Annotated in this window: 26 protein-coding genes; 17 read left to right on the top strand and 9 right to left on the bottom strand. The window is 58.1% G+C overall.

The features are described 5' to 3' along the window. Positions 1-2: 2 nt before the first annotated feature. The 5 genes from V3314_RS17825 to V3314_RS17845 all read left to right on the top strand — a co-directional run bounded on the left by V3314_RS17825 (position 3) and on the right by V3314_RS17845 (position 6608). Positions 3-1781, top strand: a complete 1779-nt coding sequence (locus V3314_RS17825; protein ID WP_338459405.1) for a GMC family oxidoreductase — start codon at positions 3-5, stop codon at positions 1779-1781. Between the two features lie 3 nt (positions 1782-1784). Further along, positions 1785-3059: a cytochrome c gene (locus V3314_RS17830; RefSeq protein ID WP_338459406.1), complete on the top strand. Its 1275-nt coding sequence runs from the start codon at positions 1785-1787 to the stop codon at positions 3057-3059. A 413-nt stretch (positions 3060-3472) separates the two neighbouring features. Further along, positions 3473-4786 carry an MFS transporter gene (locus tag V3314_RS17835; RefSeq protein ID WP_338459407.1) on the top strand — a complete coding sequence of 438 codons (1314 nt, stop codon included), beginning with the start codon at positions 3473-3475 and terminating at the stop codon, positions 4784-4786. Between the two features lie 9 nt (positions 4787-4795). Continuing rightward, positions 4796-5791, top strand: coding sequence for an amidohydrolase family protein (locus tag V3314_RS17840; protein ID WP_338459408.1), 996 nt, complete (start codon positions 4796-4798; stop codon positions 5789-5791). A gap of 55 nt (positions 5792-5846) precedes the next feature. After that, complete coding sequence (locus V3314_RS17845) at positions 5847-6608, top strand: IclR family transcriptional regulator (RefSeq protein WP_338459409.1); 762 nt, start codon at positions 5847-5849, stop codon at positions 6606-6608. A 314-nt stretch (positions 6609-6922) separates the two neighbouring features. On the opposite strand, the gene V3314_RS17850 is transcribed toward V3314_RS17845, so the two are convergent. The 3 genes from V3314_RS17850 to V3314_RS17860 form a co-directional block, all read right to left on the bottom strand. Further along, the gene (locus V3314_RS17850; protein WP_338459410.1) at positions 6923-7798 is read right to left on the bottom strand and encodes an isocitrate lyase/phosphoenolpyruvate mutase family protein; all 876 of its coding nucleotides are present in this window, start codon (positions 7796-7798) and stop codon (positions 6923-6925) included. A 117-nt stretch (positions 7799-7915) separates the two neighbouring features. Continuing rightward, positions 7916-9223, bottom strand: a complete 1308-nt coding sequence (dctA, locus tag V3314_RS17855) for a C4-dicarboxylate transporter DctA (RefSeq protein ID WP_135002343.1) — start codon at positions 9221-9223, stop codon at positions 7916-7918. A 102-nt stretch (positions 9224-9325) separates the two neighbouring features. Further along, positions 9326-10495 (bottom strand): mandelate racemase/muconate lactonizing enzyme family protein, encoded by a 1170-nt coding sequence (locus tag V3314_RS17860; protein WP_338459412.1) that lies wholly within the window; start codon positions 10493-10495, stop codon positions 9326-9328. Positions 10496-10594: 99 nt separating this feature from the next. Here V3314_RS17860 and V3314_RS17865 point away from each other — a divergent pair, with 99 nt between their 5' ends. From V3314_RS17865 to V3314_RS17880, 4 genes are all read left to right on the top strand, one after another. After that, positions 10595-11488: a LysR substrate-binding domain-containing protein gene (locus V3314_RS17865; protein WP_135002345.1), complete on the top strand. Its 894-nt coding sequence runs from the start codon at positions 10595-10597 to the stop codon at positions 11486-11488. A 224-nt stretch (positions 11489-11712) separates the two neighbouring features. Further along, positions 11713-12240 carry a DUF3455 domain-containing protein gene (locus V3314_RS17870; RefSeq protein WP_338459413.1) on the top strand — a complete coding sequence of 176 codons (528 nt, stop codon included), beginning with the start codon at positions 11713-11715 and terminating at the stop codon, positions 12238-12240. A 103-nt stretch (positions 12241-12343) separates the two neighbouring features. Further along, a complete protein-coding gene (locus V3314_RS17875; RefSeq protein ID WP_046613832.1) occupies positions 12344-12892 on the top strand; it encodes a sigma-70 family RNA polymerase sigma factor in 549 nt (182 codons plus the stop codon). Next, positions 12889-13587: an anti-sigma factor gene (locus tag V3314_RS17880; RefSeq protein WP_338459414.1), complete on the top strand. Its 699-nt coding sequence runs from the start codon at positions 12889-12891 to the stop codon at positions 13585-13587. Before V3314_RS17875 ends, V3314_RS17880 begins: the two co-directional genes overlap by 4 nt. Before the next feature lie 96 nt (positions 13588-13683). Here V3314_RS17880 and V3314_RS17885 read toward each other — a convergent pair whose 3' ends face one another. Further along, positions 13684-13986, bottom strand: coding sequence for a hypothetical protein (locus tag V3314_RS17885; RefSeq protein WP_046613834.1), 303 nt, complete (start codon positions 13984-13986; stop codon positions 13684-13686). A gap of 496 nt (positions 13987-14482) precedes the next feature. On the opposite strand from V3314_RS17885, the gene V3314_RS17890 reads away from it, so the two are divergent. Continuing rightward, positions 14483-15583: a low temperature requirement protein A gene (locus V3314_RS17890; protein WP_338459417.1), complete on the top strand. Its 1101-nt coding sequence runs from the start codon at positions 14483-14485 to the stop codon at positions 15581-15583. A gap of 207 nt (positions 15584-15790) precedes the next feature. Further along, positions 15791-16585 carry a substrate-binding domain-containing protein gene (locus V3314_RS17895; RefSeq protein ID WP_046613836.1) on the top strand — a complete coding sequence of 265 codons (795 nt, stop codon included), beginning with the start codon at positions 15791-15793 and terminating at the stop codon, positions 16583-16585. A gap of 397 nt (positions 16586-16982) precedes the next feature. Here V3314_RS17895 and V3314_RS17900 read toward each other — a convergent pair whose 3' ends face one another. Continuing rightward, complete coding sequence (locus V3314_RS17900) at positions 16983-17309, bottom strand: nuclear transport factor 2 family protein (protein WP_046613837.1); 327 nt, start codon at positions 17307-17309, stop codon at positions 16983-16985. 102 nt (positions 17310-17411) lie between these two features. Here V3314_RS17900 and V3314_RS17905 point away from each other — a divergent pair, with 102 nt between their 5' ends. Continuing rightward, on the top strand, positions 17412-18371 hold the full coding sequence (locus V3314_RS17905) for a LysR family transcriptional regulator (RefSeq protein WP_338459418.1): 960 nt from the start codon (positions 17412-17414) through the stop codon (positions 18369-18371). A gap of 131 nt (positions 18372-18502) precedes the next feature. Here V3314_RS17905 and V3314_RS17910 read toward each other — a convergent pair whose 3' ends face one another. Next, a complete protein-coding gene (locus V3314_RS17910; protein ID WP_046613839.1) occupies positions 18503-19270 on the bottom strand; it encodes an IclR family transcriptional regulator in 768 nt (255 codons plus the stop codon). Between the two features lie 88 nt (positions 19271-19358). Between V3314_RS17910 and V3314_RS17915 the strand changes: the two genes are divergently transcribed. Next, positions 19359-20504 carry an MFS transporter gene (locus V3314_RS17915; protein ID WP_046614085.1) on the top strand — a complete coding sequence of 382 codons (1146 nt, stop codon included), beginning with the start codon at positions 19359-19361 and terminating at the stop codon, positions 20502-20504. A gap of 210 nt (positions 20505-20714) precedes the next feature. On the opposite strand, the gene V3314_RS17920 is transcribed toward V3314_RS17915, so the two are convergent. Next, entirely contained in the window at positions 20715-21233 is a 519-nt protein-coding gene (locus V3314_RS17920; RefSeq protein ID WP_046613840.1) for a peroxidase-related enzyme, read from the bottom strand. A 129-nt stretch (positions 21234-21362) separates the two neighbouring features. Between V3314_RS17920 and V3314_RS17925 the strand changes: the two genes are divergently transcribed. Together V3314_RS17925 and V3314_RS17930 are read left to right on the top strand one after the other, a co-directional pair. Continuing rightward, the gene (locus tag V3314_RS17925) at positions 21363-22193 is read left to right on the top strand and encodes an AraC family transcriptional regulator (protein ID WP_046613841.1); all 831 of its coding nucleotides are present in this window, start codon (positions 21363-21365) and stop codon (positions 22191-22193) included. A 220-nt stretch (positions 22194-22413) separates the two neighbouring features. Continuing rightward, the gene (locus V3314_RS17930; protein ID WP_046613842.1) at positions 22414-23634 is read left to right on the top strand and encodes a zinc-dependent alcohol dehydrogenase; all 1221 of its coding nucleotides are present in this window, start codon (positions 22414-22416) and stop codon (positions 23632-23634) included. Positions 23635-23831: 197 nt separating this feature from the next. On the opposite strand, the gene V3314_RS17935 is transcribed toward V3314_RS17930, so the two are convergent. Next, positions 23832-23981, bottom strand: a complete 150-nt coding sequence (locus tag V3314_RS17935) for a hypothetical protein (protein WP_173015104.1) — start codon at positions 23979-23981, stop codon at positions 23832-23834. A gap of 9 nt (positions 23982-23990) precedes the next feature. Further along, positions 23991-24224 (bottom strand): PLDc N-terminal domain-containing protein, encoded by a 234-nt coding sequence (locus tag V3314_RS17940; RefSeq protein ID WP_004376302.1) that lies wholly within the window; start codon positions 24222-24224, stop codon positions 23991-23993. A gap of 185 nt (positions 24225-24409) precedes the next feature. Here V3314_RS17940 and V3314_RS17945 point away from each other — a divergent pair, with 185 nt between their 5' ends. Further along, a complete protein-coding gene (locus V3314_RS17945; protein ID WP_046613843.1) occupies positions 24410-24913 on the top strand; it encodes a CinA family protein in 504 nt (167 codons plus the stop codon). A gap of 25 nt (positions 24914-24938) precedes the next feature. After that, positions 24939-25445: a hypothetical protein gene (locus V3314_RS17950; protein WP_046613844.1), complete on the top strand. Its 507-nt coding sequence runs from the start codon at positions 24939-24941 to the stop codon at positions 25443-25445. Position 25446: the final 1 nt, after the last annotated feature.

Here is a 25446-nt window from a genome sequence, read left to right on the forward strand (position 1 = left end):
GAATGGCAGTCAAAAAACCTGAAACAGACGTAGTCATTGTCGGCCTCGGCTGGGTAGGCTCGATCATGGCCGCCGAACTGACCGAGGCGGGCTTGAACGTGGTGGCGCTGGAACGTGGCCCCGACCAGGACACGCCGACCGATGCCAACTACCCGAAGGTGATCGACGAGCTGGCCTACACCATCCGCGGCAAGCTCTTCCAGGACCTGTCCAAGGAAACCGTGACCATCCGTCACAACCCAGCGGCGGTCGCCCTGCCCTACCGTCAGCAAGGCACCTTCCTCCTGGGTAATGGTGTAGGTGGCGCAGGCTTCCACTGGAACGGCCTGACCTGGCGGCCGTTGCCCAGCGATTTGAAACTACATAGCCATTACACCGAGCGCTATGGCAGCAAGTTCATCCCCGATGGCATGACCATCCAAGACCATGGCGTGACCTACGAGGAACTCGAACCCTATTTCACCCGCTTCGAAGAAGTGGCCGGGGTATCAGGCAAGGCCGGTAATATCAAAGGCCGCCTGATCGAGGGTGGTAACAAGTTTGAAGGTGCGCGCAGCAAGGAATTCCCACTGCCGCCACTCAAGAAGGTGTATGGCGAGCAGCTATTCGACAAGGCAGCCCGCAGCTTGGGCTACTCGACCTTTTCGATCCCTGCCGGCAACGCATCCGCGCCCTATACCAACCCATATGGCGTGCGCCTGGGCCCGTGCAACTTCTGCGGCTTCTGCGAAAACTACGGCTGCTACATGTACTCCAAGGCCTCGCCGCAGACCACCATCCTGCCGGTACTGCGCAAGCGCCGTAACTTCGAACTGCGCACTCTGGCCCAGGTCACCAAGGTCAACCTCGACTCATCGGGCAAACAGGCAACCGGCGTAACCTACGTCGACGCCCAAGGCAATGAGGTTGAGCAACCCGCGCGCCTGGTCATCCTGAGCGCCTTTCAGCTTCACAATGTGCGCCTGCTGCTGCTGTCGAAAATCGGCAAGCCCTATGATCCGCATACGGGCGAAGGTGTGGTCGGCCGTAACTACGCCTACCAGATGCTGGGGTCGGTAACCGTGCAACTTCCCAAGGGCACCTACCTCAACCCATTCATCGGGACAGGTGCTGGCGGCACTGCCATCGACAACTACAACGGCGACAACTTCGACCACAGCGGCCTGGGTTTCCTGGGCGGCGCCAACATCGGCCACCATCGCACAGGCGGACGCCCGATCGGCCAGACCGCCGTGGCCAAAGGCGAGCCGAACTGGGGCAAGGGCTGGAAGAGCGCAGTCACTGACAACTACCAGCGCAGCATGAATCTGTACACCCAGGGTTCGGTGATGGCGTACCGCGACTCCTATCTGGACCTAGACCCGACCTACAAGGACGCCTTCGGCCAACCCCTGCTGCGCGTGACCTTCAACTGGCACGACAACGACATCCGCATGTCGCAGTACGTGACCAACAAGGCCGCCGAGATTGCCGTGGCGATGAACCCGTCGAGCTACACCGTGAACGCCAAGAAGATCGGAACGCCCTACGACACCCGCTTCTACCAGAGTACGCACACTACCGGCGGCGCGATCATGGGCAGCGACCCGAGAACCAGCGTGGTCAACCGCTACCTGCAGTGCTGGGATGTACCGAACGTGTTCGTCATCGGCGCTTCGGCATTCCCGCAGAACATCGGCTACAACCCTACCGGCCTGGTCGGTGCGCTGGCTTATTGGTCGGCCAATGCCATCCGTGAGCGTTACCTGAAAAACCCGGGCCGCCCGCTGGTGGAGGTGTAATCCATGAAGAACCTGACCCTCCCCGTGCTGACGGCACTGGGCCTGGCCATCAGCACCGCGGCGATGGCCGCAACCAGCGACGACGCCGTGAAGCGTGGCGAGTACCTGGCACGCGCGGGTGACTGCATGGCCTGCCACACGGCTAAAGGCGGCAAACCCTATGCTGGCGGCCTTGGCCTGGAAACGCCAATCGGTGCGGTATACGCCACCAACATTACTCCCGACAGTGAACACGGCATCGGCGGCTACTCTCTGGACGATTTCGACAAGGCAGTACGCCACGGCGTTCGCAAGGACGGCAGCACGCTCTACCCGGCGATGCCCTACCCGTCCTATGCCAAGGTGACCGACCAGGACGTTGCCGACCTGTACGCCTATTTCATGAAAGGTGTGCAGCCAGTGGCCGAGCCGAATCGTGACAGCGACATCCCATGGCCGTTGAGCATGCGCTGGCCGCTGGCATTCTGGCGCTGGACGTTCGCTCCCGAGGTCGCCACTGAAGCCGGCAGCTCGTCTGACCCACAGCTGGAGCGCGGCCGTTATCTGGTCAACGGCCTTGGCCACTGTGGTAGCTGCCACACCCCGCGCGGCATTGGCATGCAGGAAAAATCGCTGAGCGACAGCGATGGCGAACACTTTCTGGCCGGCGGTGCGCCCCTGGAAGGCTGGGTGGCGAAGAACCTGCGCGGTGACGCTCATGACGGCCTGGGCAGCTGGAACACGGATGAGCTTGCACAGTTTCTCAAGACCGGCCGAACGGAACGCACAGCGGTGTTCGGCAGCATGACCGATGTGATCCAGCACAGCATGCAGCATCTGACAGATGCCGACCGTCTGGCCATCGCCAGCTACCTGAAAAGCCTGCCTGCCGCGAACCCGCAACCAGCAGTAACCAAGGCTGCCGCCAGCAACACCACCCAGCAGTTGAGCAACATGGACGTGAGCACCCCTGGCGCACGAACCTATATCGATAACTGCATGGCCTGCCACCGCAGTGACGGCCGTGGTTACGCCGAGGTATTCCCTGCCTTGGGCGGCAACCCGGTGCTCAATGGCAAGGATGCAACTTCACTGATCCACATCGTGCTGGCTGGCGGCTATCTGCCGGGCAACCAGCACGCGCCGACCGGTTACGGCATGCCTGGCTTCGCCTGGCGGCTTTCCGATCAGGAAGTGGCGGATGTGGTGTCGTTCATTCGCGCCGGCTGGGGCAACGTTGGCGAAGCGGTGAGCGTCAGCGATGTGGCCGCTCAACGCCGGGCGCTGAGTCACCACTGACTTGGCAACCCGCGAACGGTGCCACCGATACGGCCCCGTCCGCTGGACTGGCGTCAACCTACGGCACCGATAACCGGGTGTGCTCGATGGCTTGTTGTGCAGTCGCGGCGATGCACGGGGCGTAGCGGTTGTGTCGAATGCCACTACCGACGCAGAACTTGCCGAACTGCACCAGTCTGGCGTGCGCGGTTTCCGCTTCAACCTCAGCGTCTGCAGCCAGGCACTAGATGGGCTGGGCTTCTGATCACCTGCCATACCCGCCTCGATACCAACGGATCTTGGCGGGTTGCGGCAATCCCTCGCGCTGCTGTTCCTCCTACTTGCAAAAAAATAATCCTCGGTCTTAATATCTGTAACGTTATGCGTTACCGCGTAACTCTCTACGTTACAAATACAACAAGACGGAGAGTAGGATGAAAAAATTAGGATGGTATTCAGAGCTGAACGGACGCGAGCGACGGACCTATTGGGCGTGCTTCGGTGGATTGGCACTCGACTCGATGGATTCGACGATCTTTGCGCTGGTGATGCCGGTTTTGATCGTGACGTTGGGCATTACTCATGGTGAAGCGGGCATCCTCGGATCGGTTGCACTGGTTGGCAGCGCGATCGGCGGATGGGGTGCTGGAATGCTGGCTGACCGCTACGGCCGCGTGCGCCTCTTGCAAATCACGGTGGTGTGGGTCGCGCTCTCCACGCTACTGGCAGGGGCGTGCTCCGAGTTCTGGCAGTTTTTCATCGCACGAGCCCTTCAAGGTATCGGCTACGGGGGTGAAGCCGCGGTCGGGGCTGTACTGATCAGTGAAACGGTAGCGCCCAGGCTCCGGGGCCGAGTCGCAGCCTCGGTACAAAGTGGCTACGCCGTGGGGTATGGCGCATCGGTAATCGCAATGCCGCTGGTCTTCGCAATGGCGCCCGAACACTTGGCATGGCGACTGTTCTTCGCAATCGGCGTGTTGCCCGCGCTGTTCGTCTGGATCATTCGTCGCCTTGTGGTGGAGTCCGATGTCTTCCAGGAAATACGAAATACAGCCTCCCGCAAGAATGACGCACACGATTTCAGGGCTATTTTCCGTGGCCCCCTTTTACGCGTAACCCTCACCAGCACACTGCTCGCCAGCGGCGTCCTTGGCGGTGCATATGTCATGATCACTTGGCTGCCGACCTACCTTCGAATGTCACTGGGCTTACCCCTGACATCCACTGCCGGGTACCTCGCCGTAAACATTCTTGGCTCTCTTGTAGGCCCCTTCATCTATGGCTTGCTCAGCGATCGTGTGGGTCGCGGAAGATGCTTCATGCTGTTTCTGTTTCTGCAAGCGATTAATGTCTCTGTCTACATCTTCTACCCGCTCAACCCTTCAGTGACGCTGGCCCTTGGTTTCCTGCTGGGGCTGCTGCAAGCCGGTTTGGCATCGGGCTTGACACCGTCTTTTGCCGAACTCTACCCAACTGCCATAAGGGCTAGCGGAGCAGGTTTCTGCACAAGCTTCGGTCGTGGAATTGGCTCGATCGTTCCAGCCCTGGTCGGGATTCTATCCACCAGCATGCCGCTAGGCACTGCCATGGGCATTTGCGCTATCTGCGCCTATGCCGTCGGCTTTTTCGCCGCTTCGATCTTGCCGGATGCAACGGGAATCGACATGCGCAGCACTGGCGACGCCCTCAACCCCGAAGTGGACAGAAACAGCACGGCGGATTCCACCTCAGAACCAGCAGTACAATAAGGGTTCCACATGATCATCGATATCCACGCGCACTACACCCAGGCACCTTCAAAACTGGATGCTTACCGCGGCCAGCAAATCACCCGACGCAATCGGCCGACGAAGGGGCAACTGAGCCTCAGCGACGACGAGGTCACAGCGTCATTACTGCCCAACCTGCGCCAGATGCGTGAACGCGGGATCGACCACCTGATGTTTTCACCACGCGCCTCGGGCATGGGCCATGACTTTGGTGACGAACTGATCAGCCGCTACTGGACTGAAGTCAACAATGACCTGATCGCTCAAGTATGTGGTTTGTTCCCAGAACAGTTTTCCCCTGTCTGCCAGTTGCCCCAGACGCCAGGTGTCAGCCCCATCAACTGTCTTGAGGAATTAGAGCGCTGCGTTGAAGAATTGGGTTTTGTAGGCTGCAACATCAACCCAGACGTTTCCGGCAGCATCGAGCCCTTTACTCCTGGGTTGGGCAGCGAGTGGTGGTACCCGCTGTGGGAGAAGATGGTGGACCTGGATGTTCCAGGCATGATCCACGCAAGCTCAACGCTAAACCCGGCGCTGGATGTCAACGGCTGCCATTACGTGAACATGGACACTGCTGCGGTGGTCGAGCTTTGTCGGTCTCGCGTGTTCCAGGACTTCCCGACCCTGAAGCTGATCATCCCTCATGGAGGAGGCTCGGTTCCTTATCAGTTCAGCCGACATCGCGCATTGAATATCAATTGGGGAGCGCCACCATTCGAGGAACAGATACGTCACCTGTATTTCGATTTGGCCATCTATGACCAAGACTCCATGGAGATGTTGATCCGCCGCGTAGGAGCGGAACGAGTGATGTACTCGAGCGAGATGTTCGGCACTGCCAAGTGCTGTAACACCCACACTGGCAAGCCTTTCGACGACACTCTGGGGCTGGTGCGTGCCATTGACTGGCTCAGCGACAACGAACGCGAGCTGATCCTGGGTGGCAACGCCAGACGCGTATTTGGTCGCGCGCAAATGGGGTGACGCAATGAAGGAGTGGTCTCATACTACGCGGCCACTCCATTGCTGCAGACCACCCATGAGCGAAGACACGATTCGAGCTGTGGCCCGCGCCCTCTCGATACTCCAAGCATTCAAAAGTGACGATAAAGCCGTCACGCTTTCAGAAATCGCCCGCCGTGCGGAGCTGAACAAGATGACAGCCATGCGCCTGCTTGCCACGCTCGAGCAGGCGCGATTCGTTGATCGTCTCGCTTCAGGCGGCTATCGACTCGGTAGCGCAGTAGTCGGTCTAGCGCACGTATACAATTCAGCGTTGAGCCTTGAGGAGTACGTTCTGCCCAGTCTGGAGCGACTCGCACGTCAGAGTGGGGAAAGTGCCGCGTTCTACCGGCGGGAAGCTGATCATCGTGTTTGCCTTTTCCGGATAGACTCACAGCATCGCGTCCGGGCCCAAACACAAGTTGGTGACCGGGTACCTCTTCCAAGGGGTGCGTTTGGCAGGGTACTAACCCGCTTTGAAGATACCGCTGAGCCTGGCTCTGCCGGTGTCATCATCACCTTCGCTGATAATGATCCGGATCTGGCGACGGTAGCCGCTCCAGTCTTTGATCACGGACTGCGGGCCATCGGAGCGATCGGTGTATCTGTTCCTATCTATCGGACTACTGCCGACGGCATCCACGACCTCGTATCAACTGTTATCAAAGAAGCGATTCTTCTCACTGACCAACTTGGGGGGGACCCATCCATCTTTCAGAAAGCACCGCAGGATGGCTTCATCTTCATTCGCTGCGGTATCGAAGTGAAGGGTGATCTTCAATCACTAGTGGGTAACTAGAGGATTTATTCAGGGTAATGAATTACCTGGCTTTAGCAGACACGCCACAACCCCTGATGACGGTTTGCACTCCGCGCCGAAGGGCAGCTTTCGACCCTTAGCGGACCTTCATCGTCCAGAGCTAGCGGCTGGAATTGGGTCGCGGCCTGCGCAGCTTCTGTTACAACCTGTTGTAGAGAATTACACTTGTCGCTCCAGAAACGACGGCTTGCATGCCCACTTAGAGGGCTCGGCAAGCGGCAGGCAGCTATGTGGTGGTTTCATCAATGGCCGAGCTAAGCGGGCAGCGTGCCAAAGAATCTTTGTTGGGTTTCTCAACGTGGTGAGTCGTGCCCCACCTTCAGATACGTCTTTGTCCACTCTCGATATCTCTCAACGCGTGTGTATTTCGAAATCAGTTCAGGGAGGGAGAGTTCGCAACCCTGTGAACCGCTTTGCTCACGCAGTGTTTGGTAGATCGACTTGATCGCAGAAAAATAAGGGGCATGCCCATTGACCACGATGCGCACATTGGCAGCGCTAAGTTTCTTAACATCGCTGAGCGCGGGATTATCGTAGTTGATAAGCATGATCGGCGTGGTGAGGTGTTCCGTGAGTGCTGCCAGGTGATGGAAGTCTTTGACCCCAACCAAGCAGATAACATCTGCACCCGCTTTCTCGTAGGCCGCAGTACGAGAGATAGAATCTTCCAGAGTGGTTGCGGCTACGTTCGTTCTGGCGATGATGCTGAGACTATCATCCGAGCGGGAAAATCGAGCAGCGTAGATCTTGGCTGCTGCCTCGTCCTCTGCGATCAGCACCGGCGATTGTTCTTCGTATTTGGCCGGCAGATGAGTGTCCTCCAATGTTAACGCGGCAACGCCGGCTTTCTGCAACTCACTGACTGTTCGCATAACATTCAGCGCATTTCCATACCCATGGTCGGCGTCTGCGATTACAGGTATTTGGCTCGCACGTCCAACTCTGGTGACCTGCTCGACGTATTCATCAAGCGTCAGGAGTGCAATGTCCGGTGCCCCAAGCACTTGAAGCGAGGCGACAGAGCCTCCCTGTATGCCCACCTCGAAACCGAGGTCGGATGCCATACGCACAGAGATGGGATCGAATACAGAAGCAGCAAATTTACAGACATGTCCTTGAACCAGATCACCAAACGCCTTGCGCAATTCATGATGGGATCGCTCGATCATATTCGGCTCCATTAAATACATTCAGCTGATGCAGAGCACGCTTTGCGAGGCTAAAGAAACCAGATCACGACCGATCATCGCCGACCTTCAAGCGCGATGATCGGAAGTGACGGCGAGTCACTTATGCGCCAGCAAGGCCTTTCTTGCCGCCTTTTCCTGTTTCATGGCTGCGATTTCTCGTTCACAAGCATCGACATCAAACGAGTTGTCCCATTTGGCAATCGCTATGGTGCCGATGCCATTACCGATCAGGTTGGTCACCGCCCGCGCTTCATTGAGGAATCGATCGATGCCCAGAAGCAGCACAAGACCCACCAGCGGAATGGAATGGATAGTTGTAAGCGTTGCAGCCAGCGTTACGAACCCCGCACCCGCAACGCCAGCCGAGCCTTTGGAGGTCAGCAGGAATACGGCCAGCAGAATCATTTGATCCATGAATGTCAGCGGCGTATTGGTCGCTTGAGCAATGAATATAGCAGCCATTGTGAGGTAGATGCAGGTGCCGTCCGCGTTGAAGGTGTAGCCCGTAGGCAGCACCATGCCGACCACAGACTTCTTGCAGCCAAGCTTCTCCAGTTTCACCATCATTCTCGGAAGCACGGCTTCGGTTGAGCATGTGCCGAGGGTGATGAGAATTTCATCTTTGAAGTAACGGAGGAACTGCATCAGCGGCATTCCGGACCATCTGGCCACGGCACCGAGCACGACCATGATGAATATCAGAGTGGTGATATACAGTGCGACCAGCAATTGGCCGAGTGACAGCAACGTGCCGATACCGTATTTGCCAATGGTGAATGCCATGCCGGCACCGGCGCCAATCGGAGCGAGGCGCATGACCATTGCGACGATTTTGAACAGGCCTTGAAGGAACAAGTCGACGGTATTGATCAGCGGCTTGCTGGCTTCACCCATCTGCACCAGGGCGACGCCCATCAAGACAGAAAGCAGGATCACCTGCAGCATTACGCCGTTGGAGAAAGCGCCGACGAAAGTATGCGGGATGATATTGAGGAAGAATTCGATCGTGCCGCCTTGTTCGCTCGCGGCTTGGCTGTATTTGCTGATGGCACTGCCATCGAGGGCGTTGGCATTGATGTTCATACCGTCGCCGGGTTTAACGATGTTGACCACAATGAGGCCAACGACCAAGGCAATGGTCGACAGTATCTCGAAGTAGATAAGTGCCTTAACGCCAATTCGACCAACCTCTTTGATGCTGCCCATCTTTGCGATACCAACAACGACAGTACCAAAGATGATCGGTGCCAAGAGCATCTTGATCAGTTTGATGAAGCCATCGGCGAAGGGTTGGAGCTTGGCGCCGATGTCGGGTAAGAAGTAACCGATTGCCGCGCCGATCACGATGCCGATCAGCACTTGAACATACAGCTGGCTGTACCAGCGGGATTTGGAAATTTCCACGAAAGCACCTCATTTTATTCTTGTGATGGGCATGTGGTTTGGCGGCGCTGCGCGCCGCCTGGTACTGAGGGCTCTTCTTCAGAGACCGCACACCGAGGATGATCAGCCCTCGCCCAGCTCACGCATCACTGCGTACAAGGCGGATTTGGCTTCAAAGCCCACACCTGGGATGTCGGGCAGACCGACGTAGCCGTTTTCAACCTTGATGCCGTCCGCGAAGCCGCCGAACGGCTGGAACACATCCGGGTACGACTCGTTACCACCGAGGTGCAGGCCTGCGGCAATGTTGAGCGACATCTGGTGGCCACCGTGGGGTACAACGCGGCGGGAAGACCAACCCATTTCTTCCATCACCTTGAGGGTACGCATGTATTCGACAAGGCCGTAAGACAGCGCGCAGTCGAACTGCAGATAGTCACGATCTGGTCGCATGCCGCCGTGGCGCAGCAGGTTGCGGGCGTCCTGATGAGAGAACAGATTTTCGCCAGTGGCCATAGGCAGTTCATAATGATTTGCCAGCTCAGCCTGCAGCGCATAGTCGAGCGGATCACCGATCTCTTCGTACCAGAACAGGTTGTATTTCTTGATGGCTTCGGCGTAAGCGATGCCGGTCTGCAGATCGAAGCGCCCATTGGCATCGACGGCCAGGCGGCGGCCGTCGCCAACCACCTCAAGCACTGCTTCGATACGGCGGATGTCTTCGTCCAGTGGGACCGCGCCGATCTTCATTTTCACGACATCGTAGCCGCGGTTGAGATAGCTCTGCATCTCGGCTTTGAGCTTGGATTGGTCTTTGCCAGGGTAGTAGTAGCCGCCGGCTGCGTACACCCAGACTTTGTCATCGGCAACGCCGTTGCGGTAACGGTCAGCGAGCAAGCGGTACAGCGGTTTACCTTCGATTTTTGCTACGGCATCCCAGACCGCCATATCGATAGTACCCACGGCGACGGAGCGCTCACCGTGACCTCCTGGTTTCTCGTTGGTCATCAGGGTTTTCCAGATGGCGAACGGGTCCAAGTTGTTGTTTTCGTGGTCGATGAGAGTCTCTGGGTCTGCTTCAGTGATACGTGCCAAGAAACGGTCACGCATTAATGCGCCTTGGCCATAGCGACCGTTGGAGTTGAAGCCATAGCCAATGACCGGCTTACCGTCGCGAATCACATCCGTGACCACAGCGACAACCGAGCAGGTCATCTTGGAAAAATCGATATAGGCGTTGGCAATTGGAGAGGCAATGGAAACGGTTTTTTCACGGATGTCGACGATGCGCATGACGGGTTCCTCTTGTTGTATGTGACCCCACGTTATGCGTTGAGGTAGCGCTCGCCCAATGCTATTAATGCCGGACCCTATGCACAGGAGGCATGGCCCTTGGAACTTGTTTGGCTAGAAGATCTTTCAGCGCTGGCGGAGTACGGAAGCTTCGTGCGGGCTGCCGAAGCGCGACACGTAACCCAGCCGGCCTTCAGCCGCAGAGTCCGCTCTCTCGAGAATTGGATGGGAGTTGAGCTGTTCGTGCGCTCACCACATGGAGCCACGCTCACCGAGGCTGGCAGGCACATCTTGCCCAGTGCCCAGGAAGCGGCCCGATCCTTGTACCGACTACGCAGCGAAGCTCAAGAGGTCGCAGGGGTAGCGGCCAGGTCACTACAATTCGCAGCGACACACTCCCTCTCGTTTACATTCTTCCCGAAGTGGCTCCGGAGTTCCGAAAGTGGTGCGCCAATCGAAGCAGTTCAACTGCACTCAGATAGCATGGCCGCTTGTGAGCAAATGCTGATTCATGGCCAGGTTCAGTTTTTGCTATGCCACCGCCACCCCGACGTACCGCCGCTCTTGGCACCCGAACAGTTCACCAGCAAGAAGGTAGGCGAAGACACTCTTGTTCCGCTTGCCAGTGCCCGCGCTGACTTCGGTACTTCTCCTGCGGCATTACCTTACCTCGCCTACACTCATGAATCCGGACTGGGCCGTATCGTCGCGCACAGACTGCGGGGCAAAGAAGATTACCTTCAACTCAAGCCCCTGTTCACCAGCCACCTTGCAGCGGTGTTGATGTCCATGGCCTTGGAAAGCAAGGGCGTGGCGTGGTTACCCAAGAGCCTTACGGAGCAGGAGATACTGGACGGGCGTTTGATCCGGGCCCTCGATGAAAGCTGGGACATTCCCCTGGAAATTCATTTGACCCGGCCAAAAGCAACCCTCAGTGAGTCTGCAGAAACGTTCTGGGCCAGGGCGGGAATTGAATCGGCCCTAGTTTCGTAGACACATCCGAACGGCTGCTTCTGGTCGTAAGGGCCCGGACTCGACCGGCAGCTTGTGGCCGTTAGCTGTCCTCCACGAAGGGCAGCTATGGGTCGTTAGCTGCCGGTCCTTATGGGCGAAACCATTTTTTTGTCCATTCAGTGCATCCAGTCCGGCGGCTGGCGGGTATTGCTTATGGGCGGCCTGTGACTGCCCAGCCAAATGACCTGTCAGGAGCACTATCCATGAGCCTCAAACCCTCCGCTTGCCTGCTCGCCGGCTGCCTAACCTTGGCGCTGCCACCCGCTCACGCCCAATCCGCACTCCCAGATGCGGTCAAGGTCCCCGACGGCCATCGCGTCTTGCTCGAGACCGTCGGCATCGGCGAGATCACCTACGAGTGCCGCGACAAGGCCAACACACCCGGCCAGACCGAATGGACCTTCGTCGGCCCAAAGGCCGTGCTCAATGACCGTGCAGGCAAACAGGTCGGCGACTACTTCGGCCCACCCGCCACCTGGCAGGCCAAGGACGGATCGAAGATCACCGGCACCCAGCTGGCGGTGGCACCTGCAGACAAGGACGCCATACCCTATCAACTGATCAAGGCCAACCCGGCCGAAGGCAAAGGCGCGATGCAGGGAGTCAGCTATATCCAGCGCCTGGCCACCCGCGGCGGTGTGGCGCCGACAAGCGGCTGCACGGCGCAGAACAAAGGTACCAAGCAGGTCGTTCAGTACCAGGCCGACTATGTTTTCTGGACAGCCAAGTAAGGCGTACTTGAGCAGACACCTTGCAATCGTTCATCTACGCTCGTTGGCAAGCCCCCGGCTGAATAGCTGGGGTAACTTGCATGACCCAAGGAAGTTGCACACGTTGAACTCGCCTGTCGCCCCCTTCGATTTCCACCGCTGCCTGGAGGCCTGCGCACAGGGCGACCGGCGCGCTCTACAGGCGCTTTACGACCACGAAGGCGCACGCCTGCTAGGGGTTGCCAGGCGTATCACGCGTGACGACGCTAGCGCAGAAGACATCGTCCACGATGCGTTTATCCGCATCTGGACCCGCGCCGCCAGCTTCGATCCGACGCGCGGCTCGGCTCGCGGCTGGATCTACAGCATCACCCGCCACCTGGCACTGAATTCGATCCGCGATTCGCGCCGTGAAACTGTACTGGACGAAGCCGATATGGATACGACGCCCGCATTGCACGGGGGATTCGATGAAATCGCCCCCTGGTCAGGGTCGGCGAAGATCTACCGTTGCCTCGAAAAACTGCAGCCTGCACCGCAGCGTTGCATCCTGCACGCCTACGTGGACGGCTGCAGCCATGCCGAAATCGCCGGGCTGCTTGGGGCGCCATTGGGCACCGTCAAAGCCTGGATCAAGCGCAGCCTGAAGGCATTGCGGGAGTGCCTGGAATGAAGCCGGGCATTGCCGAGGAATTGGACAGCCTCGCCGGCGAGTTTGTGCTGGGAACCCTGTCTACACAGCAACACGCCACAGTGACCAAGCGCCTGGGCAGTGATCCGGCTTTGCGCGCCGCAGTGGATGCCTGGGAGGCACGTTTGCTGGAGCTGACCGCGCTGGCTGCGCCGCAGCCACCGAGTGCCCGCCTGTGGGGCCGTATCCAGCGCAGCCTGAATGAACTGGGCGCACCCACCGCACAACGGCGAGTCAAATGGTGGCGACGCCTCGGCCCGTGGCAAGGGCTGAGTGCTGCGGGGCTGGCTGCAAGCGCGGTCCTGGCGTTTACATTGCTTACTGCCCCCCCGCCCACCACCCAATTCGTTGTGGTATTGGTGGCGCCGACTAACCAGACCGCCGGCTGGGTGGTGCAGACCAGCGACAGCCGCATGATCGAGCTGATTCCGCTTGGCCAGGATACTGTTCCCGAAGGCATGGCTCTTCAGTTCTGGACCAAGGGCGAAAAGTGGCAAGCACCGGTTTCACTGGGCCTGGTCAAACCCGGAGAGCCCTATCGTGTTCCGCTACAGAGCCTGCCACCGCTCGAGGCCAACCAGTTGTTCGAGCTGACATTGGAGAAATCCGGAGGTTCGCCTACCGGCCTGCCCACGGGGCCGGTGAAGTTCATTGGCCGCGCGGTGAAGGTGATTTGACCCAAAAGAACTGCAACCACTGACCATGATGGATCGAGTGTCGTCAATGGCTACCGGCTGCTTTCGCCCCATAGCCATTGTTCGCAGAAAGAGGGGTTAGCCAGGCAGCTTGGCAGCAAGGACGTCTACCGTCTCGATTGCAGGCGGTTCGGCAAGCAGCTCGGCAGCCTTTGCCACAAGCGCCGCTGCGACCTTGCCCGAAAGATGAGCCTGCCGGCCGGCTTCATCCGGGAAGGCGTCAAAGATGCCAAAGGTGGACGGCCCCAGGCGGATAGCGAACCAAGCCGTTGTGGCTGGCTCCTCCTCAACCAAGGTAAGGCCGCCCAGGAGAAAGCTTTCTACCGCCTTCTCTTTCCCGGGTTTTGCTTCCAGACGAACGAACAACGCTACTTTGACCATGACGTGTCTCCTTTTGTAAGGACTGCATCATCATGCGCCATGCTTTCCAGCACGCCCAATACGATATTCGTCAATTTGCCACCTCGATCCAGCGTGGCGGTAATGAAGGGTAGCGCCCAATTATTTTCGCCGTCATGAGAAAACGGGGCAGCAAGATAAGCGCGCGATGCGTCGCTTGTACCGAAAATTCGTTCAGCGGCCAGGGTAAGCGCCAATATCGACTATAATCATCGGGAGTCGGAGCGAATCCAACCGTTTCCTTGCCAGCCGGGCCTCAATCCAATTCCGCGAATACACGGCGGATCTCCTTGTGTTCCCTGATGCGGAACGTGAACGTCTCACTCCCAAAACAACTCAGCCACAGCTTGAGAGAGACAGCATTGCCTTTTTTAATCCTTGATGGTGGATGGAGTATCCCCAGGCACGTCGTTTCTCCATGAGCACGCCCCAACAACCCACCTATCCCATGAAAAGGTGCACACGGAGCGAGCAGCGAATGAAACCTTTGAAGTATTATGAAAAAAACCGACACGCGACATGGCTGGAGTTGTTTTTTGACCTGATTTTTGTTGTTGCAATCGGCAAGGTTACGCATACGCTCGAACATGTTCATCAAGGCCACTTTGAACACGAGCAATTATGGACTTTCTTACTGCTTTTTGTTCCATTATGGTGGATCTGGTCCAGCCACACGATTTACTCCAACAGGTATGACACAGACAGCAATCTTCACCGCTTGGCAACACTATTCATAATGCTGCTGCTCATTGTACTTTCCGCACGAATCGGGGAAGACCTGAAAACAAACTACCCGCTTGTTATTACTTGCTATTTTGGAATGCGCGCCATCATCAGCATGATGTACATCTTGCCCATAAGCAAACTCGACTCCCGTAGCGAATCCTCCTCCAGGCTTGGCTTGGCACTATTAGTCAGCGCAACTGTTAGCCTTTCATCCATTCTTTTTGATCCCCCCATGCGTTACCTGGTCGCTTACATTGGAATTTTTCTCGACATTCTGTTCCCTGTATTTTCCTGGGGAACAATAAAGCCGTTGCCAGCACATACAGAGCACTTGACTGAACGATTAGGCTTACTCACACTCATTTTATTGGGCGAGTCCGTATTCAGCCTTTCAGGAGGATTATCCAGCATTCAATGGGATCATTACAACGTGACGACAGCAATCATCGGATTTATCATGATTTGTAGTATCTGGTGGATCTATTTTGATAGTTTTTACCTGCTGAAAGAAAATGATAGCAGCATAAGCGGGCATTCGCTGATCTACTCGCACCTTTTTCTGTTTATAGGGTTGGCACTCCTGGCAAACCTGATCAGGCATGCGATCCTGAAAGACATTGCGATAGTTGATTTCCGGATCATGTCATTCATCGGCATGGCCTTATTCTTCCTGGGCAAGCAGTATGGCTATTTCATAGCCGTATCCAAAATAAGGAAGTACATAATACAGAACACCTTGATCGTGCTATCCCTATCTGGACTGGTCATATTCCTGCCCCGAGTCGATTACATATTGTACGGCCTAACAGCAACCATGATCTGCTATGTTGTCCTCAATTTCAGATATCGCTGAATCTTTATTGTGCAGATACAGGGCAACTGACGATACGAATGGATCGGCAATTGAACGATAGCGGCGCAAGACTGCTCCCCCCACCGAGGCAACTCAGCACGTGCCACTTGCGAACCTAAATGTAAAACATTCTTAACCAATGATTAATCTCGAGCTTGCTACTCGCCCGGTAAAATCTCGCGCTTTTACAGGTGGAGAAAGCCCCCAATGCTTCGAATGCTGTTTTGCGCTGCCCTCTTGACCACTTCATTCGTCTGCTCGGCTGCTGACGTTGCACAAGGAGGCGAGCAAACCCTTACCGTTCTGAGTTCCGGCGGCATCATGGGCGCTATCCGGAACGTGGCGCCAGTTTATGAAAAGAAATATGGCGTGAAGCTGGATATCCTGGCCGCCCCGTCGATGGGGGGGACCCCTGAGGCCGTCCCGAACAGGCTCGCCCGCGGTGAGCAGGCGGATGTCGTATTGATGGTAGGTTCGGCGCTCAACAACTTGGTTGCCAGCGGTCAAGCCGACAAGACCAGCCGAACAGATCTAGGAAAATCTTTCATCGCCATGGCCGTACGCAAAGGCGAACCGAAGCCGGACATTGGCACCCTGCAAGCCTTGCGCACAGTGTTGCAAAACAGTAGCTCTGTCGCCTACTCAGACAGTGCAAGCGGCGTTTATCTCTCCAGGACTCTGTTCCCTCGCATGCAGCTCGGTGACCAATTCGACGCCAAGGCTCACATGATACCTGGCGAGCCCGTCGGCGCAGTGATCGCTCGAGGCCAAGCGCAGATCGGCTTCCAACAGCTAAGCGAGCTCAAGCCAGTGAAAGGCATCGACATAGTTGGTCTGATCCCAGCTGAAGTGCAGAAAATGACCATGTATTCAGGCGCGGTTGTCAGCAAGAGCCAGCATCATGCCGCAGCCAAGGCGCTCCTCGACTATCTCGCATCACCAGAAGCCGACGCAGCAATCAAAGAGAGTGGATTGACGCCACTACCCCATGCAGCGGGTTGACCGCGAGTGCCTGCATCGATAGTGGGGAAGCGGCAAGCCGTGAGCGCTTGCCGGCGTCCAGTTGATTGCGGCTTCGACTACAGCGTTGAGATGGTACCGCCGTCGATACGGTGCTCGGATCCTGAGATCGAGGCTGCACGGGGGGACGCGAGGAAGAGGATTAATCACGATATCGCCCCCCCAGCGATGGAGCACAGTCTGCGCGACGTGAGCCACGCCTTGCGCCGTCGTCAGATCGGCACCGATACAGGTGACGCCATCCACAGATCGAACTGACACGTTGCGCGCCGATGCTACCCGCGCGCTGGCCTCCACAGAGTCTGCACGACTGCAGCGCCAAGGCCCATCGTGCCGCCGGTGACGACTGTGCGCAGACCATCGAGGTGAAGGTCGAAGCTCATGCCGTGATCTCCAGCGATGCGATCAGGCCGCGTTCAAGACGAAAGCGGTAGGACAGAACGATCGGGCTGCCAGGGAAGTTGCCGGTAACGTTGGCGCGGACGACTTCGAATCCGTCCTCTCGCTCAATGGCAAAGGGCACACTCGTCGCGCTGTACTTGACCGATGCCTCGGCCATGAAGGCCTTGATGGCGTTGATACCCGTGTAGATGTGACCGTCGTCCCTCATGACGGCTTGCGCGGTAAAGCAATGTGGCAAGGCCTCAACGTTGTGTTCGGCAGCGAAGTACGCAGCAATTGGTTCAGGTAGGGTCAGGGTATGCATGTTGGTGGCTCCATGGGGTCAGTGACAGCCTTAGGATGCGTACCGGACAAAATTAATTGAATGCTCTAGAATCTTGATGGACTGTGTAGAAAGTAAGCCATAATGCGCGGATCCGAATTTGCTGAGCTAAAAGCCTTTGTGGCCGTCGTGGAGCGTCAGAGCTTCGCGCGGGCCGCCGATCATCTGGGCTTGTCACCGTCTGCACTCAGCCAGACCATTCGACAGCTAGAACGTCGAATTGGCGCACGGCTACTCAATCGCACGACCCGCAGCGTCGCGCCATCCACGAGTGGCGAGCGGCTCTACAGGCGTATCGCCCCCTTGTTTCGAGAGATGGCTTCTGCCGTCGCCGAAGCCAGTGATGCCACAGGGCAGATAAGCGGCACACTGCGTATCAATACGCTGGGGATCGCCGCGAGAACCCTCATTGCGCCCCGGTTGGCACGCTTCCATCAGGCATACCCGGACGTGGTGCTCGACATCGTGGTCGACGACGCATTGGCCGATATCGTTCTTGGCCGTTTTGATGCGGGCATCCGTGTGGGTGGCCGGCTTGAGAAAGACATGGTGGCCGTCCGCCTCACTCCAGACCTGAACATGGTCGCTGTGGCATCTCCAGATTATCTCGCACGTAGAGGCATCCCCCAGTCACCTGCTGAGTTGCAGGATCATGAATGCATCAACTGGCGGCTGCAGATGGACGGTCGGCCCTATCGCTGGGAATTCCAGGAACGAGGGCAACCGCTGGAAGTGGCGGTTGACGGCCCCATCGTCACCAATCACCCTGACATCGGCATTGCTGCCGCTCTAGATGGGCTCGGCATTGCCTATCATTTCGAGAAAGAAGGCGTGGGTGAACTCTTGGCCCAGGGGCGGCTGATCCCAGTCCTTGCTGACTGGTCGATTTCGCGTCCAGGGCTGTTCCTCTATTACCCGAACAGGCAACACCGGCCAGCCGCCCTGGGTGCGTTCATAGACTGCCTATTGGATCGCCCCCCGTTCGATCAGCCCATTTCGAAACCCATCGAAGATAAGCAAAGGGCAAGGGGTAGCGAGAAATAAGCTTGATTTGCCACGTCGGCCCTTGAAATGACCGACTGCTCATGCCCATGGCTGCCATTCGCGAAGGGCCGCAATAGGTCATAAGCGAGCGACCGCAGGCGGCTGCTCTCAACGGGCCCATCATGGGATGTTCACACTCCAATCACTGCTTCAACTTCTGCCTTGCATTGAAGTAACGCCGCCTTCAGCGCTTCCAGATTGTCGTGGAAGCGTAGTGCCGGGACTGCCAACGAGATCGCGTAGTGCTCCGATAACCCACTGCGGATATTCACGCCGATACCGCAAACACCTTGAGCGTGCTCTTCCTGATCAATGGCCCACCCTTGCTCTCTGACGACACTCACTTCCTCAATCAGAGTATTGAGAGAGACGATGGTCGAGCCTGTGCGACGTTCAAGGGGTGCCGTCAGCATCTGAGTCAAGAGCGCTTCCGAGAACGTGCTCAGCAACGCTTTGCCGTGCGCGGTGCAATGGATGGGAAAAGCTGTCCCCACCGGGGAAACAACGCGCAGTTCCTGATCCGAGGGATATTGATCCACCGAAATGGCATGAAGCCCTTTGTAAACGGATACATCGACAGTCTCACGGGTACGCCGCCCGAGGCTCTCGACATAAGGCCGGGCAATCGCCACCAGATCTGTGTGGGCAGACGCCGCAAGCCGAACAAGTGCGGGCCCCAGGCGAATTCCCGAGCCTCCGGTAATCACCATCTGCTGAGCCTCCAGCGCCGTCACGATGCGATGCACTGTCGTGCGCGGCAACCCGGACGCCTTGGCAACCTGGCTCAGGCTCAATCCATCGCGCTGATTTTCCAGCGTTTTCAACACCGCAGCGGCACGCGCGATGACCTGCTTTCCAGCACCCTCTGTTTCAGATGTCACTTCATCCCCCTTTGCCATTCGTCGCTCCTCTCGTTGACATCGACAGGATAACCCAACATGCTTTGTTCCGTTATTCGGATAAGTGTTCCATTAGTCGGTCAACCCTATGAATCCACCACTTTCTCGATCAGGATCTCTCGTACTACTGGCAGTTGCGTCGCTGACCATCATGGTCGGGTGCGTCATCGTACCGGGACTGCGCACCATTGCTCACAAACTGGGCGTCGGTAACGCTGCCAGTTGGCTGGTTACCGTACCGTCGCTGGGGGTCATCGTCTTTGGGCCAATGGTGGGCAAACTCATCGACCGAATCGGGCTGTACAAGAGCTTGTGCTTTGGCCTGTTCGTCTATGGGCTATTAGGCATCGTTGGTTTTCTGCTTCACGGCCCAGTGATATTTGTAGACCGACTCCTTCTGGGAGGGTCGACGGCCATGATCATGGCCGCCGGAACCGGGCTGATCTCGGAGTTCTACGAAGGTAATGCCAGGTTGAACATGATTGCCAGGCAAGGCATGTCGATCGAGCTGGGCGGCGTGATCTTTCTCTTTGCTGCCGGTCTTCTGGCAAACGTTGGATGGCAATGGCCATTCGCGCTGTACCTGTGCGCGTGGGGGCTGGTTGCGCTGGTGCTGATATGCGTACCTCAGCCTTCCGTAACCAGGCACTCGACGGAGGCAGGCGAGATCACCCGCTTTCCCTCGGCTGCTCTGAGGCTTGTGTATGCGTTAGCCACGCTGTCCATGATCGTATTCTTCACCGCCATCATCATGCTGCCACTGCGGCAGCATCACATTGGTCTCAATGAAGCCCAAGTCGGGTATTTTCTGTCTTATGTGTCACTGGTTGCGGTGGGGGCAGCGGCCATCATGCCCATTGCGGCCCGCAAGATAGGCGAACACGGAACACTGTTTTGTGGTTTTGCTTTTTACGCGCTGGCGCACCTGGCGTTTGTGACCGCAGATGGCCTGACGTTGATGATCGAGGGCGGACTTTGCCTTGGCCTAGGATTTGGGCTCACCGTGCCATTGCTCAACCACATGACCATCGAGCTGAGTCATGCTGCCCAGCGGGGACGCCATCTGGCCTGGCTTTCTGTAGCAATCTTCGGCGGGCAGTTCCTCTCTTCGTTCATGGAGTTCGTACCAGGGGGTCAATCCTATGGATTCCTGTGTGCAGCAGGCGTGGCGTTGATCGCGTGTGGAATAGTGGCAGGGAGTGCCAGCTGGCGCAGACTCAGACCCACTCCTTGACGAGCTTGTAACTCAGAGGGCTGGCCGTTTTGAATCGAACGCAGCTCCTTGGCGGCTCTTCCCAACGAGCCACTGCGGGCAATCGCCAGGAAGATCCGCATGTCAGGCTGCGCCACGGGCCGGTGAACTCTGGATGGGCAGAACATCCTTGTCCTTGAAGGGCAGTGCCGGGTGGTTCAGCTTGTCACTTGGCTCATTGCGGTTCCCCTACTAGTTTGCCGACGGCGGGAAGTCGATATCGGTAGTGGCGATATTGTTCAGGTAGTTGGTCAGGGTCAACAGCGTGACCTGTGCCACGATCTCCACGATCTTGCCATCGGTAAGACCAGCCTCGCGTGCTGCAGCGACCTGATCGTCTTTCAACTGGCCGCGGCTTTCGGTGATCTGATGCGCCAACGCTGCGACCGCGCTGAGCGTGCCACTACGCGCCTGGCTAATGTCCTCATCGCTCAAGCCGGCTTTGGCGCCAAAGAAACTGTGTGCAGCCAGGCAATAGTCGCAACCGTTGATTTCCGAGGTGGCAAGCGCAACCACTTCACGCTCTGCGGCGCTCAGTGAGCTCTTGCCCAGGGCCTGGGCGAGGCCAAGGTATCCATTGAGAGCGGCTGGGGAGTGAGCCAGGGTCTTGAAGGCGTTGGGTATGAAACCAAGGCCTTTCTGAATGCCTTCGAGAGCAGTGCGCGAGCCAGCAGGGGCCTGGTCAAGCGAGAGAGCAGCGATACGAGTCATGGCAGTTTCTCCAGTAGGGTGATTACCAGCTTGTCGATCAAGCCTGAAGTCAATACTAGGGAAGACGACTATCCTTTCGGCTTCAGATCGTCGAATCTATGCAACCGATCGTCCAAACCTGAGCGCCCCATGGACCGACTATCGACACTGCTCAAGCACTTCAACCTGCATGCGTCCACCTTCCACCAAGGTGGTTTTTGTGGAACGACCCGCTTTCATGGGCAGCAAAGTTCCGGCCACGCGCACCTGCTTCGCTCGGGTCGCCTGACCTTCAGTGACAAACGTGGCCAGCTCATGGAACTGGCGGAGCCAAGCCTGATACTGGCGGTACGTCCGCAGGAGCATCAGTTGCTGGCGATCGAAGCAGACGAAGCGGAGTTGGTGTGCGCCACCTTGCAGTTCGATGGTGGCGCCAACAATCCGCTGACCCTGGCCTTGCCGGATTTCATCATCAAGCCGTTGCGCGAATTGCAGGGCCTCGATGGCACCCTCGACTGGCTATTCGAAGAAGCCTTCGGCGACGAATGTGGCCGGGACATCATCCTGAATCGATTGTTCGAGCTGTTGGTGATTCAGCTACTTCGCCATCTCATCGCCAGCCGCAGTATCGCCTCGGGGATGATGGCCGGGTTGGCCAATGCACAGCTATCCCGTGCACTGGTGGGTATCCACAGCGAGCCACAGCGTAATTGGTCAGTGGGGGAGTTGGCTGAGCGCTCAGGCATGTCGCGCGCGAGCTTTGCTGCGCACTTTCGTCAAACCGTGGGTGTCACCCCAGCGGATTATCTGACGAACTGGCGAATCAGCCTGACACAGAAACGGTTGCGCGAAGGCCGCCCCATCGCCCTGATTGCCGATGAAGTCGGCTACGAAAGTCCGTCTGCATTGGCCCGTACCTTTCGCCGCAAGGTGGGCGCAAGCCCAAGGGAGTGGCTACAGCAGAACACGCATGATGCCTAGCCCAGATACAGCCCGGTTGCACACCCTGCCCCGTCACCAGGTCGAATGACTATGGATGGGCTGGTTTCAGCTGATGCCATGTCTGCCCAACGACTTGGTGACGTTGGCTGGGGGCAGTAACACTGAAACTTGCCACTGGACGATTCCACCTGAACTTTCCCTGTCTCCTTGGCTTCCCCTGCATAGACCATCCGGACCCGCCTCTGCAGGAGATGAACCAATGAGAGCACTGACATACCACGGCACCCAGGACGTCAGGGTCGACAATGTCCCCGACCCGCTCATCCAGGACGAAGACGACATCATCCTTCGGGTCACCGCTACCGCCATCTGCGGCTCCGACCTGCACCTCTATCATGGCAAGATTCCACAGACAGAGCCGGGCGATATCTTCGGCCACGAGTTCATGGGCATCGTCGAAGAGACCGGCCGCGGGGTGACCAACCTGCAGGTCGGTGACCGCGTGGTAATTCCCTTCGTGATCGCCTGCGGCAGCTGCTTCTTCTGCCAACTCGACCAGTTCGCCGCTTGCGAAACCACCAACACCGGCCGCGGTGCAATCATCAACAAGAAAAGCATCCCACCCGGCGCCGCACTGTTCGGCTATAGCCATCTTTATGGCGGCGTGCCCGGCGGCCAGGCGGATTTCGTGCGGGTGCCCAAGGCCAACGTCGGCCCGTTCAAGGTGCCTACCGCCCTGCCGGACGACAAGGTTCTGTTCCTCTCGGATATCCTGCCCACGGCCTGGCAGGCCGTTACCAATGCGCAGGTCGGCCCAGGCTCGACTGTGGCCATCTATGGCGCCGGGCCGGTCGGCCTGCTGAGCGCAGCCTGCGCGCGCATGCTGGGCGCCCAGACGATCTTCATGGTCGACGACAATGACTACCGCCTGGCGTTCGCTCGCGACGCCTACGGCGTGGTGCCGATCAACTTCGAGCAGGATGATGACCCGGCCGACAGCATCATCCGCCTGACCCCAGGCATGCGCGGTGTGGACGCAGTTATCGATGCGGTCGGTTTCGAGGCCAAGGGCAGTACCACCGAAACAGTATTGACCACACTGAAGATCGAGGGCAGCAGCGGCAAGGCGCTGCGCCAGAGCATCGCCGCGGTGCGCAGGGGCGGCGTGGTCAGCGTGCCTGGGGTCTATGCGGGTTTTATCCACGCCTTCATGTTTGGCGATGCCTTCGACAAGGGGCTGACGTTCAAGATGGGCCAGACCCATGTGCAGAAATTCCTTCCCGAACTGCTCGAACATATCGAGGCCGGGCGCCTGCAACCGGAACTTATCGTCACCCACCGCCTGGCCCTGGAAGAAGCGGCCCTGGGTTACAAGTTGTTCGACCAGAAGCAGGACGACTGCCGCAAGGTCATCCTCGTGCCGGGCGCTGCCGCCGGTACATTGGGGCCTGACCATACATTCGGTGGGATACAGCGATGATCGGCGCTGCACCCGGGGTTACCCGCTCTCCTGGAACGGCCCATAACTCATTGAGTTAGCAGGGACCCTGTGGGAGCGGCTTTAGCCGCGAACACCGCGCAGCCGGTGACATGCACCGCGTTGGATTGTTCGCGGCTAAAGCCGCTCCCACAGGATACGCGGACCGCTTGCGAATTCATTTCTTAAAGCCGGCCCGCTCAACGCTTGCGTTGCGTTTCATCACGAGCTGCTTTCTGTGCAGTGGAATCATGGGACGTGCCGGTTGACCCATCAGGACGCTGCGCATCATTGTCCCGTTCCTCTTCACCTTGGGTTCCGCTGCGAGGTGCATCCGATTCTTTCTTCATCTCCCCCTCCTACCCCTTGCTGTGTTCAGGCGAAGACGGCCCGGTACCGCGTTTGATTCCACGCGGCCCAAGCACGCCCCAGATAGCCAGGCCGACAATGGGCAGCGCCAACAGCAACAGTGCCCACATCGCTTTCGTCACATCGCTCTTGTCACTGCGGAAAACACTGACGATGGCCCACAGATCGAGCAACACAATGATCGCCGCCACAGCGATCCAGAAATACGTCACAGGCTCGGTCATGATCGCTTCTCCTCTGCTTGTTCCAGCAGCAGCGCGTGGTCCGCGCCACCACCTCCTACCAAGAGGAAGCCAGCAAGCGGAACAAAGTTCAGGAAGCTTTACCCGCCGTTGATGGGTGGTACACACGCAATGAACCAATCCCGCAGGAAACACGTCCACCACAAAACAACGCACGAGTGACCGCCATGGCGACCGACCCCGTACTCGAGGCCCTTGATTACCTCAAGGTCCACAAACTGGTGCTGACCACGGCAGAGTCCTGCACTGCCGGTGCCATGGTTGCGCTGCTGGCAGCAGTGCCGGGAACCGGCGAGGTACTGGAAAGCGGCTACGTGGTGTACTCGCCAAGTGCCAAAAAGCGCCTGCTCGGCGTCAGCCCACAAACTATCGAACGCTACGGCCTGACCAGTGAGGCGGTAGCCTGGGAGATGGCGCTCGGCGCATTGAAAGACAGCGATGCCACCGTTGCCATTGCAAGCACGGGTGTCGCCGGGCCGGAGCCGCAGGATGCCATCGCCCCAGGCACCGTGTGCTTTGCCTGGGCGTTCGCCGGCGAGCCCTTGGCGGTGTTCACGCGTAGCCAGCGCTTTTTCGGCGAACGCGCGGAGGTAATCCGCCAGGGCGCGCTCTACGGGTTGTCGCACCTGGCGCATTACCACCAACGCTGGCTGCGTGGTGAGCGCGCCTGAGGGGTTACCTGAGGGGGCTACGGGCATGGACGAAGAGGAGTTGGTTTCAAGGCGCCACCCCGTCGAGGAAGACATGCGGATGCAGCAGCGGGTCTGGCGTTTCGAACGGGTGGGATGGTATGCCCTGGTGCTGGTCGTGCTGCTGGCCCTGGCCGGGGTGTTCGGCAATGGTCCGCTCAGTGACGCGCAGGTCACGAGCGAGGACGGCCGGGTGCATGTGGAGTATCAGCGCCTCAGCCGCACAGGCACCACCGACAACCTGCGCATTACGGTTCGCGGTACTGCCGGGGAGCCTGTGATGCTGCTGCTCGGGGGGACCCTCCTTCGCGAAGCCAGTATCGAAACGCTGCAGCCAGAGCCGCAAGTGTCGCGTTCCCATGGCAGGTCGCTGCTGCTCCAGCTCGGCACCAGCAAAGAGGGCATCGCAACCCTCTACCTGACCCTGCGCAGCGAATACGTCGGTACTCTCGACGGTGTTGTCAGCGCGGGCCCGGACAGCACAGTGCACTTCTCGACCTTCCTCTACCCGTAGG

It is taken from the genome of Pseudomonas sp. TE3-3-F2023 (assembly GCF_036784815.1).
In the GTDB taxonomy this organism is placed as follows: domain Bacteria; phylum Pseudomonadota; class Gammaproteobacteria; order Pseudomonadales; family Pseudomonadaceae; genus Aquipseudomonas; species Aquipseudomonas pudica.